The sequence below is a fragment of the Enterococcus sp. C65 genome, assembly GCF_040887165.1.
Lineage (GTDB): Bacteria > Bacillota > Bacilli > Lactobacillales > Enterococcaceae > Enterococcus_B > Enterococcus_B hirae.
This window is the reverse complement of the sequence record NZ_JBFOFG010000001.1, coordinates 204,136-219,808: the sequence shown is the minus strand read 5'-3', so window position 1 is coordinate 219,808 and position 15,673 is coordinate 204,136. Positions and strand designations below refer to the sequence as shown.

The following is a 15,673-nucleotide window of genomic DNA, read 5'->3' as shown; positions in this document are numbered from 1 at the left end:
CATATCACATCATTAATAATTTTCGTTAATGTATCAGAAGGATAGATACGCTTATTCAGTTTTTTTTATCCTGTTCATAAAGTCATTCGAGCTTCCCTATCATCTCATCACCTAGAGAATAACTTGGACGTTTCTTCTTAAGTGGGACATCCGTTTTATTCAGCTACCTCACCTACTTTTCTCTTCTTTGGTTAGGTACATACAATCATACCTTGCACAGAATTGTTGCCTGCCTTACTATGTCTAATTAATGCTTTAGTGGTTCATCTAAGGTAAAAATCAATGGTTAAACATTTTTCTTTTTTAAAAATGAAACGGTTGAACTTAGAAAGAACGCTTGAGGTTTGCCACCAAAAAAACACCGGTGGCAAATCTATGTAAACATGATCTAATTTTTACACTATTTTCAAACAAACACTACTATTTCTTCGATTCATCCTCATCTCGAAAAGATCGCTCTCCTTATTCTTTCCTCCTATATACCCTATTCTATTTTTGTGATTTTATTGAAAAAACATTTATTCATTTGATATTTTTGAAAAAATGCTACAGGATAATGCCTTTTGATCCTTCCCTTTCCCATGTGGGAAAACCGTGAGAAAAACAGATAAAAAAGGGTCTAGCTCAATGGCTAGACCCTTTGCTATTTCTTCGGTTCATCCTCATCCATTTTCAGAACAGCCATGAAGGCTTCCTATAAGATTGTGTTATTCACAAAGTTTTTCTAATATCTATAAATCATTATAAATCCTATTATACCAACTTTCATATTAAGCAAGAGCCTATTATTTAATACTTGCTGATACTCATATAATAATAATTGATATTTTATAAATGGGCGAAAAAATGGCGAATTTTTTTCTTTAATAGAATATTTTTTACCCAGTAGGAATCGAGGATACGACCGGACGGTTATGAGCCATTATATAAAAAAACCACCTCAATCGAGGTGGTTAAAGTTCAATATTATTTTACGATATTTACCGCTTGAGGACCACGTTGTCCTTCTTCAATATCATATGAAACAGCTTGACCTTCATCTAATGTTTTGAATCCATCGCCTTGGATAGCTGAGAAGTGTGCAAATACGTCATTTCCATCTTCACCAGTGATAAATCCAAAACCTTTATCTGAGTTAAACCATTTTACTGTACCATTATTCATATATATTTCCTCCTAATACGTATATAATACGTATTTTGTTGCAATTAATATTACTTGGTAAAAGGAGTTTTTATAGTGTGAATATATCGCTCAGATTACGTTTCAAATTAGATTACTTAATTACTATAACACGGATGCAATGGTAACACAAGGATAACTGCTTGATACACTTTTTAATACAAAATTTGGAGTAAATATTTAGAATGATTAATTAAAGGATGAAAAAATTGAAAATAAACGACTAACGCCACTAATTACAATATTACATCATTTACTTAAAACTTTAATAAATTTTACTTTTCTACTATATTGACTATTGCTTTTCCACAAATTAGTTCTTGTTCTAAAACTGATTTTATTTGCAATGCACATTCTTTTGAAAATGGTTCAGCCTCTTTCCATGATCCTAATAGTGGATAATTATTGATTACACTTTTGACATATTGTTTGTTTTTTACTCCTCGTGTTTGTACTTCTACATAATACATAGTGATACCTTCTTTATTAGTTTTTTATGTAAAGACTACTCTTATGAGTAGTCTCATAGATAATAAATCGCAGTAAAATACAGGAGATCTTTGTGAGGTTGATCGTAGTTACTACGAAATTTATTTTGTGCTACATAGTTTAACCTGAATAATGCGAATACAACATGTAATATCTTGTAGCACATTATAATTATAATCTATTAAATTAAGTTTTTTTATTTGTTTTTGTTATATCTAATATAAAAAATATTACCTAATAATAAAAAACATTATATTTAACCAAAAATGGCAGAATAGAAATACAATCTATTTTTTATAAAATAGATTAATCAAAAGCAACTAAAAAGAGCTACTCTTTCAAGTAGCTCTGAGTAGATGTCATCAATCTTAAAAAGAAAAGAGATCATTCACTATTTGAGGACTGTTTATCCAGAGAAGTCAGCCGGCTACCTGAAACTTATGCGACAACTTTGCGAACATTTAAAAAGTTTCTGCCGCAGATCCAAAACGCCCTCCGCTACAGTTATTCAAACGGACCACTCGAATGTTTAAACAACCATATTAAAGTATTAAAAGCAATGCTTATGGGTTTCGAAATTTTTATCATTTCAAACGACGGATCATGATTCGACACGGTAAAACTATTTTAACCAAATAAAAAGAACAGAAAGAAGTTTTTCTTCTTTCTGCCCAAATTATTCTAAGATTTCTCTTTACCAACATCATTTGACAAAGAGCCTGGGAAAACCGTGGGAAAAACAGATAAAAAAGGTCTAGCTCAATGGCTAGACCCTTTGCTATTTCTTCGGTTCGTCCTCATCCATTTTCAGAACAGCCATGAAGGCTTCTTGTGGGACTTCGACGCTACCGATTTGTTTCATTCGTTTCTTTCCTTCTTTTTGTTTTTCAAGAAGTTTACGTTTACGTGAGACATCTCCACCATAACATTTTGCTAAGACGTTTTTACGTAATGCTTTGATATCTGAACGAGCAACGATTTTTTGTCCGATAGCTGCTTGGATCGGCACTTCAAATTGTTGACGTGGAATTAGTTTTTTCAGTTTTTCAACGATTGCTTTTCCTCGTTCGTAAGCAAAGTCTCGGTGAACGATGAAACTTAACGCATCGACTTTTTCTCCATTTAATAAAATATCCATTTTTACTAACTTGCTCTTTTGATAACCAGACATTTCATAATCCAAGGAAGCATAACCTTTCGTACTGGATTTTAGTTTATCGAAAAAGTCAAAAACGATTTCAGAAAGCGGAATATTATAAACGACATTCACTCGATAATCATCTAAATAATCCATTGTGATGAATTCTCCACGTTTTCTTTGGGATAGTTCCATCACTGCACCAACGAAGTCATTTGGAACCATGATCTGTGCCTTGACAAAAGGTTCTTCAACATCTTGGATCGTTACTGGTTCTGGAAAATCTGCTGGATTATCGACGACTGTCATAGACCCATCTGTTTTATTCACATGATAGATTACAGAAGGTGCGGTTGTGATCAACTCTAAGTTGAACTCACGTTCCAAACGTTCTTGGACTACATCCATGTGTAATAAACCTAAGAATCCACAACGGAAGCCAAAGCCAAGGGCTTGTGAGGTTTCAGGTTCAAACTGTAGTGCTGCGTCGTTTAGTTGTAATTTTTCAAGTGCTTCGCGCAGATCATTGTAGCGGGAAGTATCAATTGGGTATAACCCACAGTAAACCATTGGATTCATTTTACGATATCCAGGTAGCGCTTCTTCTGCTGGATTATCTGCCAGCGTCACTGTGTCCCCTACTCGTGTGTCTTGGACTGTTTTGATGCTTGCCGTGATATACCCTACATCACCGACCATTAAGAAATCTCTAGCAACAGCTTTTGGTGAAAAGACTCCCACTTCTGTCACATCAAATGTTTTGCCGTTACTCATCAATTTGATTTTATCGCCTGGTTTGACCATGCCGTCTGTGATTCGAACATTCAGAACGACTCCTCGATAACTATCGTACACGGAATCAAAGATCAATGCTTTCAAAGGGGCATCCAGCTCGCCAGATGGGGCTGGTACATATTCAACGATTTGTTCAAGTATTTCTTCAATCCCAATTCCTGCTTTAGCACTAGCCAGGACTGCCTCACTGGCATCGATTCCGATAACATCTTCGATTTCTTGACGTACACGTTCTGGATCAGCAGCTGGAAGATCGATTTTATTGATGACTGGCAAAATTTCCAGATCATTATCCAAAGCTAAGTAAACATTTGCTAATGTTTGAGCCTCGATTCCCTGTGCCGCATCAACTACTAATACCGCACCTTCACAGGCTGCTAAACTCCTTGATACTTCATAAGTGAAATCGACGTGCCCAGGGGTGTCGATTAGATGGAAGATATAGGTTTCGCCATTTTTGGCTGTATAATTCAATTCGACAGCATTTAATTTAATCGTGATTCCACGTTCACGCTCTAGATCCATTGAGTCTAATAGCTGATCCTGCATTTCACGAGACGTCACAGTGTTCGTCTTTTCCAGAATACGATCGGCCAGCGTTGATTTTCCATGGTCGATATGAGCAATGATCGAAAAATTTCGAATTTGCTCTTGTCGTTGTTTCATTTTTTTTATATCCATAGCGTCTCCTCTTTTCGTTTAATCAGCACCTCTCATTATATCAATGAAAAGCATGAATTTAAAGACTTTTTACCTAGTCAGCTTTAGAAGTTTTTTTTATGAAAATTTGCTATACTAATAACAAGTAAATAATTGGAGATGAAAGAATGGATGAAAAAGATTTCAGAGAAAATCTTGAATTAAAACCTGTTACTGAAAAAGATGTTGATCAATTCAATGAGTTATTGTCTTATGTCTTTCAAGTAACAGAAGCAGACATCGAAGAAAGTGGTTTTGAAAGCAAAGGGGCATTTATTCGCTCCAAGCGCCCAATTTTGGAACTATCGGAAGTATTTGGCTGGTTCCACCATAACAAATTGATTTCTCAAATTGCGATCTATCCATGTGAAGTCAACATCCACGGTAAACCATACAAAATGGGTGGCGTTACCGGTGTCGGAACGTATCCTGAATATGCAAATCATGGATTGATGCAAGATTTGATCTTGGTTGCGTTAGATAATATGCGTAAAAACAAACAATGGATCTCTTATCTTTATCCCTATAGCGTGCCTTATTATCGACGCAAGGGTTGGGAAATCATGTCTGATAAGTTGACATTTAAAATTCGTGATACCCAATTACCGAAGAATGTTCCTGTGGATGGAATGGTTGAACGATTACCAGTAGATCATCCAGATGTTTACCGAGTGTATCAGAAATTTGCGGCTCAAAATCACGGTGCTTTGTTTCGTAGCCAATTTCATTGGGAAGAATATTGGCGCTTTGAAAATAAAGAGGAACGGACAGCTGCGATCTACTATACGAAAGAGCATGAACCAATTGGTGTTTTATTTTATTGGGTCGCTGAAGAAATTTTTCATGTTAAAGAAATGTTTTACTTGAACCAAGAAGCTCGGAATGGTCTATGGAATTTTATTTCAGCACACTTTTCAATGGTTTACTGGGTTCACGGTGATATCTATAAAAATGAACCACTGGCTTTCTTGATCGAAGATAGTCAAATAAAAGAACAGATCGAGCCTTATTACATGGCGAGAATCGTAGATGTCAAAGAGTTTCTGAAGCAATTCCCCTTCGTTTCTACTGCGAAACCTTTCCACTTTGTTGTCGAGGACCCTATTGCCTCATGGAACAATGGTGTTTTTGGGTTGGTCTGGAACGAAGACGGACAATTGGATGTCGTGGACGAACCTGTCGGACAATCGGTCCAGTTGTCCATTCAAACATTAAGTTGTTTGATGATGAATTATCGTCGCCCTTCTTATCTTGCAAGGATCGAACGAATCAAAACAGATGATGAAACACTTAAAACACTTGAATTGATTCTTCCAAATATGGAAGCTTATTTCAGTGACTATTTCTAAGAAAAGGACGATGAAAATGAATATTTATTTTGCTGCCCCACTTTTTGCGAAAAGTGACTTATTATATAATGCGAAACTTGTAGAAGAAATCAGGAGTCTTTCCAATGAATTAACCATTTATCTTCCGCAAGAAAACGAAGCGATCAATGATAAAACAGCCTATGCTGATAGTCAGATGATTGCTTTAGCCGATACAGAAAAGGTGTTGGAAAGTGATTTGATGATTGCACTATTAGATGGTTTGACCATTGATCCTGGTGTTGCATCCGAAATTGGTGTTGCCTATGCTAAAGGGATTCCTGTCATTGGATTGTATACAGATAGTCGGCAACAAGGCGGTACCCACCCGCAAAAAATTGCTGCTTTACAAGAAGTAGCTGAAAACCAATTCCATTATTTAAATCTTTATACAATTGGGTTAATCAAGCTAAATGGCGCTCTCGTAACTAGTGAAGAAGCGTTACTCAGTCAAGTAAAGACTTACTTAGATGGAGGTTTGAGCCATGAATAAGACAATGAAAAAAATCCAACTTGCACTTGTTGCTTTTGGTGTGTTTGTGGTTTGTTATAACCTTTATGAATTTATTACTAAAAAATATTCAACTACTCAGGGAGTTACTTTCATCATCGAATCTTTAGCTGGGATTCTATTGATTTTTCTCCCTCAGATCGTTAGAAAGATCGCAAAATTATACGTTCCAGATGCCATTGTTTTATTTTATTGGTTTTTCTTGTTTATTTCCGTTTTCTTAGGTACCGGTATGCATTTGATCAGTATCATTTCATTCTGGGATAAAATTTTACACGCCGTTAGTCCTATGGTATTGACTGCCCTAGGTTACGGATTGATCGGCTTATTATTGAAAGATGCACCAATTGCGAAGACTAGTCCATGGTTGTTTTTACTGTTTGGTTTTGCCTTTGCTGGCCTCTGTGGCGTGTTCTGGGAATTTTGGGAATTTCTCTGTGATCAATTCTTAGGAATGAATCTCCAACGTTTTGCCGCTTCAGATGGCACTTTATTTGTCGGACGAGCTGCTTTGATGGACACGATGGGTGATTTATTCACAAATACGATTGGTGCATTGGTCATGGGAATCTTTGCTTGGACCCAAGGAAGAAACAATCGTGATTATTTTGAAAATTATCGGTTGAAAATTTTGAAATAGAGCAAAAAAAATATCACATTAAAGAATTGTGACAAAAGTGAGATGCTTCCTAAAAATTGTGCGTGAAAACGTCAATGGTTAGGTGGCATCTCATTTTGTCTCACCCACTTATTTCTTATCATCAACCCTTACGGTGATTTTGTTACCATTCCCAATGAAAATTGTACTTAGTGACAAGGGTTGAAATGATGGGAACCAAAGAAGATATTTACCTGACCATTCCTATTTATATGGGGAATAAAAACATTACCTTATGAGTAGATGAACTTGGAGATAACGATTGAGATCAACTTATTTTATGAATGATTTTTTCAGAATTATGACCAAATTACAAAAAAACAATAAAGCTAGGTGGTTAACCTAACTTTATTGTTTTTTTATTTAAAAGCTGAGATGGTGTGTGGCTCAACTAAACATTTGATCGATTCTACTGTTTGCCAACACCCGTTTTCTTGCGAAATTTAAACGTTTCTTTACTCTTCCGTGTCTTCAAGTTCTTCCGTTTGGAAATGAAGTTTCTCTGCTAGCAAGGTAATCGTTACTTTAGATTTTGGTAAGATGTGTCCTGCTACGATTTCTTTGGCTAATGGTGTTTCTACTTCTTTCGTAATAAAGCGTTTCAATGGTCGAGCCCCGTATGCTGGTTCGTAGGCATTTTCAGCGATCCATGTTTTGGCTTCGTCGCTGATTGTTAGATGAATTTCTTGATAATCCAATCGTTTTGCCAATTGTGCCACCATTTTATCAACGATTCCTTTCACATTTTCAAGACTTAATGGTGTGAATAAAATCGTATCATCGATTCGATTTAAGAATTCTGGTTTGAAATGACCTCGAAGGATCGTTCTTACTTGTTCTTCCACTTCTTCAGGGATAGTGCCATCTGCTGACACTCCTTCTAATAACAGTTGAGAACCAATGTTGCTGGTCATGATAAGAACGGTATTTTTGAAGTCAACCACACGTCCTTTAGAATCAGTTAACCGTCCATCATCTAATACTTGTAACAAGATATTGAAGACATCTGGATGGGCTTTTTCGATTTCATCGAGTAAAACGATCGTATAAGGATTTCTGCGAACGGCTTCCGTCAATTGTCCGCCTTCTTCATAGCCAACATAGCCTGGAGGAGCCCCAACCAAACGAGATACGGCATGTTTCTCCATATACTCACTCATATCGATCCGCACCATGTGTTCTTCAGAATCAAATAAGTTTTCTGCTAAAGCTTTCGCTAATTCTGTTTTCCCAACTCCGGTTGGTCCTAAGAATAAGAAAGAACCTAGTGGGCGGTTTGGATCTTGCAATCCTGCTCGAGAGCGAATGACCGCATCACTGACTGCATCTACTGCTTCATCTTGTCCAATCACACGTTTATGCAATGTTTCGTTGAGCTTGATTAGTTTTTCTCGTTCCCCTTCCACTAATTTTGTGACTGGGATACCAGTTAAACGTCCAACCACTTGCGCAATTTCGTTTTCAGTGACTGATTCTTGAACCATTTTGATTTCACTGTCTTTAGCTTTTGCTTCCAATTCCTTTAATTCTTTTTCTAATTGAGGAATCGTTCCATGTCTTAGGACGGCAGCCCGTTCTAAATCATAGTTGTTTTCTGCATCTTCTAATTCATGTTTGGCTTTATCGATTTCCGCACGTTTAGAAGAAACGCTATTGACTTCTTGTTTTTCTGTTTCCCATTGCATTTTCATCGAGTTTGCTTCTTCTCGAAGATCAGCTAACTCTTCTTGTAGATTTTTCAAACGTTTTTTACTTGCATCGTCTGATTCTTTTTTCAATGCTGCTTCTTCGATCTCTAATTGCATCAAGCGACGAGTCACTTGGTCTAGCTCAGTCGGCATAGAGTTCATTTCTACTCGGATCGTTGCACTTGCTTCATCGATCAAATCAATTGCTTTATCTGGTAAAAAGCGGTCAGTGATATAACGGTCAGATAAAGTTGCAGCAGCGACTAATGCATTATCATGAATGTTGACTCCATGATGAATCTCAAAACGTTCTTTCAATCCTCGTAAGATACTGATAGTATCTTCTACTGTCGGTTCTTTGACTAAGACTTTTTGGAAACGTCGTTCTAATGCTTTATCTTTTTCCATATATTGACGATATTCATCTAATGTCGTTGCCCCAATCAAATGCAATTCACCACGAGCAAGCATTGGTTTTAACAGATTTCCAGCATCCATGCTGCCTTCAGTTTTCCCTGCACCAACGATATTATGGATTTCATCAATAAATAAGATGATTCGTCCATCACTTTTCTTGACTTCTTTCAGCACAGCTTTTAATCGTTCCTCAAATTCACCACGGAATTTAGCACCAGCAATCAATGCCCCCATGTCTAATGAAAAGATCGTTTTATCTTTCAAGTTTTCTGGCACGTCTTTTCGTACGATACGTTGTGCTAACCCTTCTACAATTGCTGTTTTACCGACACCAGGTTCACCAATCAATACTGGATTATTCTTGGTTTTACGAGATAAGATACGGATAACATCCCGAATTTCTTCATCACGTCCAATGATTGGATCCATTTTCCCGCTTCTGACTTGTTGAACAAGATCAACGCCGTATTTTTCTAATGCTTTGTATTGTTCTTCTTGATTTTTAGATGTCACCTTTTCTCCTCCTCTCATGTCTTCGATATTTTTACGTAACTCTTTTTCTGATAAACCATTTTTGGTCAAATAAACCGTCAATGGATAATTTTTCAATTTCATTAAGGCTAAAATTACGATCTCTGTTGAAAGAAATTCATCGCCAAAACTTTCTCTTAACTGGTCAGCTTCATTCAATAAACGGAATAGATTTTGACTTAGATTCTGACCATATTGGACGTTTCCTCCTGAAACTGTGGGATATTCATCTAATACACGATCTACTTCCTTTTCAAACGTATCAACATCCATTCCCGCATCAGTGTATAGATTGCGCCCAAAATGGTTTGGTTGTAAAAAAATCTTCCACAAATGCGCAATATCAATTTCTTGATGTTTTCTTGTGACAGCAATTTGTTGCGCTTCAGCGATCGCTTCTTGAAGCGTGGTTGTCATTTTTTCAATGTTCATTTTACTTACCTCCTGAATATAAAATTTCAATATTCAATATGATACATCTCGTTCCAATAATCATTATACCTCTTTGGTCAGTCTTGGTCAAAAGATAACCTTACTTATTTTATCGAAAACAAATGACAAAAAAAACACAACAGAGACCTCTTGGATGGACTTACTGTTGTGTTTTGGATCTAATAATAAGACTCAATACAATTGCTGTAATGGTCAATTTGATTATTTTTTATTGTTTTTAACATCTTGGATCTCTTGTTTGATTACCTTTCGACGATCAGCAATCACGTAACATAACCCATAAATAAAAGGTAAGATAAATGAGCTAAACCGATACAGTAATAAAGAAGAAACAGCATCTACGGTTCCCACAAGTGGTCTGAATAACAACAGATAGACAAATTCAAATGAACCGATTCCAGCTGGGGTAGGGATGACACCAGATAAAACTACCGCAAAACTGATAAATGAAAAGGTCAAGAGAAAGTCGATCGTGGGATGGTTTTCAACCAAAAAGAGATAGGGCATGATATACCAAAAAATAAGTTTGACCATATTCCAAAAATAGATGCGTAACAGAGCTGTTCGATCTTTGACAATTGTCTGGACAGTTTCTCTCAACGAATAGATTTGTGTATTACATGTATCTACCCAACTTCTGATGCGTTCACTTCGAAACAGTTTGTTTGAGATACTCACAAAGAAAATTTGTAGATTCAGACTCATTGAGACCATCAATAAAAAGGCAATGATCAGCCCAGTTAAAATAATGCCAGCAATAATGAACCAAATCATGTTTGGTCCTTTGGAATAAAATAAAGAGAACTGGATGATCAAACCAATGATCGCATAGGTAATCACGGCTAATTTATACATAATCATATGCAACGCAGTGACACCTGCACCTTGTGAGTATTTCATTCCTTTTTTATTATAAAAATAAATTTCTGAAATCAAAGTGCCTGTTCCAAATGAAACGATTCGATAAAATGCAATATAGCAAGACGTCCAAAAACCATCCCAAGTGGAAAATGTTGGTTCGAACGGCTGGGCAATCTCTTTGATTGAACGACCTTCTGCCACCTGGTAGATCGTTCCTAACAAGAATGCCGCTACCAGAACGATAAAACTTGTAGACAACAATTCAGCGAAAATATCTGCAAAAGATTGGTTGATCAAATAATAAATAATGGCAAAAATTCCAATCAATAAGAATAGATTTAACGCTATTTTCGTTTTTGCACCTTTTGTCGCCATCAACTACTCCTTAATGAAAAAAATAAATCAACAGTAAATCCACCAATACACCTAGTACAAATCCTACTGTAAATTTCTTTTTTCTCGTTTTATGATGGAATACTTTACGAGAAATCAATCCCCCAATTCCACCGCCTAATAAACTAACAAAAATCAAATTATTTTCTGGAACGCGCCAACCGCCTTTTTTTGCTTGATACTTATCGTAACCCATCAAACAAAATAAATATAAATTGACAATCACTAAATAAAACCACAAAGGATTGTGTAGTAAAGCTTCCATACGTGTTTTCCTCCACCTCTAGCACATCATTTTTGCTCTTCTTTAGGAGCAAAGACCGACAACCCTTTTTTGACTACGACTAATTCGATAGGCAGATTATCTGTCGTATCACCATCTGTACGAGTGCCAACTGATTTTTCCCGTGCTTGGATATTGATCTGACTAGCAGTCAAATAATTGATACCTGGGACAGAGTAAATTTTTCCTTTGATTAAACGAGGCAAATAAAAAACAAATCGAAAAATATCTAAAGATGGGATGATTGTGACATGAAACATACCATCATCGGGTGAAGCTGAATCATCAAAATTCGTATAACCACCTACTGAGTTAGACATTGTGACTGTCAATAATTGTGTTTTTCCTCGCCAATGTTCTTTTTCTGTTTTGATATCTAAATGATACTTTCTCTTTTTTAATAATAACTTGATGAACCGTTTGATAAAAATCCAAGAACCATATTTTTGCTTTTCTTTTTGACTGATCCAAACAGCTGTATCTGCCAGTATACCGATCGTTAAAGTTGAGATAATGACTTCATCATTGACTTTTCCATAATCGATTTGACGGATTTGTCCCTCTAAGATAATGTCTGCAGCTTTTTCCTTTTCTAATGGAATACCGAGAACACGGGCTAAATTATTGACTGTTCCTCCTGGTAGTAGTCCTACTTGATAATGCTCAAGTTTATCTTGAAAAGCCTGTACAATATGATGGATCGTACCATCGCCTCCGATTACGATTAAGGTATCTGCGTACGTTTCTTCAGCTTTTTTGACTAATGTCTCATGCTTGATCGAAGGACCTGTTTCCGTTAGATTGATGATTAGTTCTGGTCGTTTCTTTAAGGCATATTCTTTAAACCAGCTTGCTAATTTTTCACCTTCATCTTGTCCTGAGCTTTGATTATAAAAAACTAGCAATTTTTCCATTTCTTTCTTCCTCCCATTTTTACACAAAAACCAAGGGGTCAGACGTTCCATTGTTGGAATACGCCCACCCCCAGCTAAAAGGATAGATCCACTTCGTTCACTTACTTGATCCATCCACGTTCCTATTTGATTTTATACGTTTGTATTCAATTCTGCAATTTTTACAATCACATCTGTTGCTTTTTCCATCACTTGAAGAGAAACAAACTCAAATCGGCCGTGCATATTTTCGCCACCTGCGAACAAATTAGGCGTTGGAATGCCTAGATAAGAAATTTTTGATCCATCTGTTCCACCTCGTACTGGTTCAATCACAGGCTCGATTTCTAAATCGATCATCGCTTGTTTTGCTAATTCAACAATGCTCATATCTTTTTCAATAATTTCTCGCATATTATAGTACTGATCATACATATCAACTTTCACGCGTGTCTGATCGAAGCGACTATTTAGTTTTTCTTGGATTTCAGTAATTTTCGCTTTCCGTGCTTCAAATTTTTCTCGATCGTGGTCACGGATAATATAACTCATAGTTGCTTCTTCGACATTTCCATTTAATCCCATCAAATGGAAGAACCCTTCATAACCTGTCGTTTTTTCCGGGACTTCATCTGCTGGTAGTTGATTATGGAAGTCTATCGCTAATTGTAATGCATTGATCATCGTATCTTTGGCTGTACCAGGATGGACATTTTTTCCTTGAATTGAAATATTAGCCTGAGCTGCGCTGAATGTTTCATATTGCAATTCGCCTAAAGGTCCACCATCAACGGTATAGGCAAAATCAACATCAAACTGCTGGACATCAAATTTATCTGCTCCTACCCCAATCTCTTCATCTGGTCCAAAAGCTACTTTAATCTCACCATGAGGGATAGTTGGGTTTTTCAGCAGAATTTCCATTGCGGTCATAATTTCAGCGATCCCAGCTTTATCGTCCGCACCTAACAACGTACTGCCATCAGTTGTGATCAATGTGTGTCCTTCGTAGTTTTTCAAATTAGGGAAGTCTTTGGTATTTAATGTATAATGTTCTTCACTATCTAGAACAATCGTTGATTCCCCATCGTAGTTCTCAATGATTTGTGGATTAACATTGACTGCATTGAAATCTGCGGTATCCATGTGGGCAATGAAACCGATCGAGCGAACTTTCTTTTCAATGTTACTTGGCAATGTTCCTATAACAAATCCATTTTCTTCATTGTAAAATACATTGGTTAGTCCTAAATCTTCTAATTCCTTTTTTAAGACTTGCGCAAAAGCGACTTGTGTTTGTGTCGAAGGAGTCGTTTGACTACTTTCATCAGATCTGGTTTCAGTCTTAACATAGCGTAAAAAACGTGGTAAAAGATTTTCGTACATACAACAGCTCTCCTTTAGTTAAATTGAAATGGGTTCGTATCCGTTTCTGAAACAAAGAAATCAACGGTCCAATTTTCTTCTTGTTTCCATTTCTCAAATTTTTCGACAAACTTTTCTTTACATAAAGATTCAATATAATGACCTGGATCAATCGCAATCAAGCCTGCACTTTGCATATCTTGAGCTGTGTGGTAATAGATATCTCCAGTAATATAAACATCCGCTTTTTGAGCTAATGCATAAGGATAGAACTTTTCGCCACTACCACCACAAATGGCGATTCTTTTAACAGTGCTCTTTGTATGAGTTGGACGAACAACTCGTAGCCCTTCTAATTGGAAGACTTCTTTTACTTTAGATACAAAGGTATCTAAATCAAGCGCTTCTGGTAATTCTCCGATTCGACCGATCCCCCAGGTTTGAGTCGGTTCGTCAATTGAAAACAAATCAAATGCTACTTCTTCATAAGGATGGACACGATACATAGCTGATAACACTTTTTCCTCACGGTCTTCAGGAAAAATCACTTCCACTTTAGCTTCTTCTACCTTTTCTAGTTGGCCATTTTTACCAATTGCGGGATGTGCCTGTTCATTCGGTCGAAAACGACCTTCGCCAATACTGGTAAAACTTGTATGATCGTAATGACCTTGTTCACCCGCACCAGCCTCAGCTAAAGCCTTACGTAATTTGTCAGCGTCTTCAACCGGTACATAAACAGCTAGTTTTTTGTAATGCCTTGTATGTGTCTTTAACAAATAATTTTCGACGTTGATTCCTAACGCTTCACAAAACCAATCATTCAATCCATCCTCGATAATATCCATATTGGTATGTGCTGCATAGACAGCAATATCATGTTTTAATAAATCAGCATACATTTTTTCTTGTGGATGATCCGTTGTTAATCGTTTAATTGGTCGAAAAATGGGAGGATGTTTAGCGATTAACAAATCAATCTTTTTTTCGATGGCTTCTTGCACAACTTCTGGACGAACATCTAACGTCATCATTATGCGTTGAATCGGTTTATTTAATGTTCCGAAGTGTAGCCCCACAGGATCTCCTTCTTCAGCCAACCATTGAGGACAATATTCTTCAAATTTGCGAATAAATTCATTACCGTTGATCGCCATTAAGCTAAAACCTCCTCGATCATCTGAATTTCTTTTTTTATCGCTTCAACACGTTCTTCTTGGTTCTGTGCTTGTGCCAATTGTTTTAAAATCGCTTGTCTTTGTTTTAATTCTCTTTGCCATTTCTTTTGGAAGACCACTGTTTTTCCTTGCAATAAAAATGGACCAAACAGAATCTCTTCCTCATTATAGATATGCTTCGTCGATGTTTTTTCAGCTACAATGATTTCATAGATTTTTTTGTTTTCCTCTAAAATCTCTTCTGCAATAATTTGATAGTGATTGTCTTGCAACCATTTCCTCACTGCTTGCTCGCCAATATTTGGTTGGAGAATCAAACGCTCCTTCCCTGTTAAACGATGTTGTTTGGCGCCTGCTTCTAAAATATCTCGAATCAAAGCCCCACCCATACCAGCAATCGTGATCGCATTGATTTGATCTGTTGGCTCAATCGCATCTAATCCGTTAGCTAAACGAACAACGATCCGCTTTTCTAAACCATTTTTCTGTACTTGTTTTTTTGCTGACTCATAAGGGCCTTTCACCACTTCGCCAGCTACAGCAAATTCAATTTTATCCTTTAACATTAATGCAACTGGCAAGTAAGCGTGGTCAGAGCCAATATCTGCTAAAAACGCTCCTGTTGGGACATGTTCTCCCACTAATGCTAAGCGTTTCGATAAATCTAAGTGGTTCATACCTTCACTCCTTCCCCCTCATTATAACATTTTCCCTATAAATGAAGGAGATTTGAAAAAGAAAAATTTCAAATCTCCTGATGAGCTATTTGCTT

At 36.7% G+C, this 15,673-nt stretch carries 13 protein-coding genes and 1 pseudogene; 4 read left to right on the top strand and 10 right to left on the bottom strand.

Annotated elements, in window-relative coordinates; translation table 11 throughout:
* Positions 1–966 precede the first annotated feature (966 nt).
* Positions 967–1,164, bottom strand: a complete 198-nt coding sequence (locus AB3I12_RS00900) for a cold-shock protein (RefSeq protein ID WP_010718754.1) — start codon at positions 1,162–1,164, stop codon at positions 967–969.
* A gap of 293 nt (positions 1,165–1,457) precedes the next feature.
* Positions 1,458–1,652, bottom strand: coding sequence for a hypothetical protein (locus AB3I12_RS00895; RefSeq protein WP_010719054.1), 195 nt, complete (start codon positions 1,650–1,652; stop codon positions 1,458–1,460).
* A gap of 392 nt (positions 1,653–2,044) precedes the next feature.
* On the opposite strand from AB3I12_RS00895, the pseudogene AB3I12_RS00890 reads away from it, so the two are divergent.
* Positions 2,045–2,310: pseudogene (locus AB3I12_RS00890) on the top strand (transposase); the annotation flags it as partial.
* Between the two features lie 139 nt (positions 2,311–2,449).
* Here the strand turns inward: AB3I12_RS00890 and lepA are convergent.
* A complete protein-coding gene (lepA, locus tag AB3I12_RS00885) occupies positions 2,450–4,285 on the bottom strand; it encodes a translation elongation factor 4 (RefSeq protein WP_010737667.1) in 1,836 nt (611 codons plus the stop codon).
* Positions 4,286–4,431: 146 nt separating this feature from the next.
* Between lepA and AB3I12_RS00880 the strand changes: the two genes are divergently transcribed.
* The 3 genes from AB3I12_RS00880 to AB3I12_RS00870 are packed head-to-tail and all read left to right on the top strand — an operon-like array spanning position 4,432 to position 6,821.
* Positions 4,432–5,652, top strand: a complete 1,221-nt coding sequence (locus tag AB3I12_RS00880; protein WP_010719052.1) for an enhanced intracellular survival protein Eis — start codon at positions 4,432–4,434, stop codon at positions 5,650–5,652.
* A gap of 16 nt (positions 5,653–5,668) precedes the next feature.
* Positions 5,669–6,163 (top strand): nucleoside 2-deoxyribosyltransferase, encoded by a 495-nt coding sequence (locus tag AB3I12_RS00875; RefSeq protein ID WP_010719051.1) that lies wholly within the window; start codon positions 5,669–5,671, stop codon positions 6,161–6,163.
* Positions 6,156–6,821, top strand: coding sequence for a hypothetical protein (locus tag AB3I12_RS00870; protein ID WP_010719050.1), 666 nt, complete (start codon positions 6,156–6,158; stop codon positions 6,819–6,821). Before AB3I12_RS00875 ends, AB3I12_RS00870 begins: the two co-directional genes overlap by 8 nt.
* A 473-nt stretch (positions 6,822–7,294) precedes the next feature.
* On the opposite strand, the gene clpB is transcribed toward AB3I12_RS00870, so the two are convergent.
* The 7 genes from clpB to AB3I12_RS00835 form a co-directional block, all read right to left on the bottom strand.
* Positions 7,295–9,907 carry an ATP-dependent chaperone ClpB gene (gene clpB / locus AB3I12_RS00865; RefSeq protein WP_010737669.1) on the bottom strand — a complete coding sequence of 871 codons (2,613 nt, stop codon included), beginning with the start codon at positions 9,905–9,907 and terminating at the stop codon, positions 7,295–7,297.
* Between the two features lie 222 nt (positions 9,908–10,129).
* Positions 10,130–11,164 carry a lysylphosphatidylglycerol synthase domain-containing protein gene (locus AB3I12_RS00860; RefSeq protein WP_063627169.1) on the bottom strand — a complete coding sequence of 345 codons (1,035 nt, stop codon included), beginning with the start codon at positions 11,162–11,164 and terminating at the stop codon, positions 10,130–10,132.
* Positions 11,165–11,174: 10 nt separating this feature from the next.
* The gene (locus AB3I12_RS00855) at positions 11,175–11,447 is read right to left on the bottom strand and encodes a DUF1294 domain-containing protein (RefSeq protein WP_010719047.1); all 273 of its coding nucleotides are present in this window, start codon (positions 11,445–11,447) and stop codon (positions 11,175–11,177) included.
* 26 nt (positions 11,448–11,473) lie between these two features.
* Entirely contained in the window at positions 11,474–12,379 is a 906-nt protein-coding gene (locus AB3I12_RS00850; RefSeq protein ID WP_063627705.1) for a diacylglycerol kinase family protein, read from the bottom strand.
* 132 nt (positions 12,380–12,511) lie between these two features.
* Positions 12,512–13,744, bottom strand: coding sequence for a peptidase T (gene pepT, locus AB3I12_RS00845; RefSeq protein ID WP_010719045.1), 1,233 nt, complete (start codon positions 13,742–13,744; stop codon positions 12,512–12,514).
* 14 nt (positions 13,745–13,758) lie between these two features.
* Complete coding sequence (locus tag AB3I12_RS00840) at positions 13,759–14,880, bottom strand: Nif3-like dinuclear metal center hexameric protein (RefSeq protein ID WP_063627170.1); 1,122 nt, start codon at positions 14,878–14,880, stop codon at positions 13,759–13,761.
* Positions 14,880–15,578: a tRNA (adenine(22)-N(1))-methyltransferase TrmK gene (locus AB3I12_RS00835; RefSeq protein WP_063627171.1), complete on the bottom strand. Its 699-nt coding sequence runs from the start codon at positions 15,576–15,578 to the stop codon at positions 14,880–14,882. The genes AB3I12_RS00840 and AB3I12_RS00835 overlap by 1 nt, the downstream gene beginning before the upstream one ends.
* Positions 15,579–15,673 lie beyond the last annotated feature (95 nt).

Coding starts and splice junctions, on each gene's coding strand:
- AB3I12_RS00900 (WP_010718754.1), bottom strand. CDS start 1,164: ATGAATAATGGTACAGTAAAATGGTTTAACTCAGATAAAGGTTTTGGA.
- AB3I12_RS00895 (WP_010719054.1), bottom strand. CDS start 1,652: ATGTATTATGTAGAAGTACAAACACGAGGAGTAAAAAACAAACAATAT.
- lepA (WP_010737667.1), bottom strand. CDS start 4,285: ATGGATATAAAAAAAATGAAACAACGACAAGAGCAAATTCGAAATTTT.
- AB3I12_RS00880 (WP_010719052.1), top strand. CDS start 4,432: ATGGATGAAAAAGATTTCAGAGAAAATCTTGAATTAAAACCTGTTACT.
- AB3I12_RS00875 (WP_010719051.1), top strand. CDS start 5,669: ATGAATATTTATTTTGCTGCCCCACTTTTTGCGAAAAGTGACTTATTA.
- AB3I12_RS00870 (WP_010719050.1), top strand. CDS start 6,156: ATGAATAAGACAATGAAAAAAATCCAACTTGCACTTGTTGCTTTTGGT.
- clpB (WP_010737669.1), bottom strand. CDS start 9,907: ATGAACATTGAAAAAATGACAACCACGCTTCAAGAAGCGATCGCTGAA.
- AB3I12_RS00860 (WP_063627169.1), bottom strand. CDS start 11,164: ATGGCGACAAAAGGTGCAAAAACGAAAATAGCGTTAAATCTATTCTTA.
- AB3I12_RS00855 (WP_010719047.1), bottom strand. CDS start 11,447: ATGGAAGCTTTACTACACAATCCTTTGTGGTTTTATTTAGTGATTGTC.
- AB3I12_RS00850 (WP_063627705.1), bottom strand. CDS start 12,379: ATGGAAAAATTGCTAGTTTTTTATAATCAAAGCTCAGGACAAGATGAA.
- pepT (WP_010719045.1), bottom strand. CDS start 13,744: ATGTACGAAAATCTTTTACCACGTTTTTTACGCTATGTTAAGACTGAA.
- AB3I12_RS00840 (WP_063627170.1), bottom strand. CDS start 14,880: ATGGCGATCAACGGTAATGAATTTATTCGCAAATTTGAAGAATATTGT.
- AB3I12_RS00835 (WP_063627171.1), bottom strand. CDS start 15,578: ATGAACCACTTAGATTTATCGAAACGCTTAGCATTAGTGGGAGAACAT.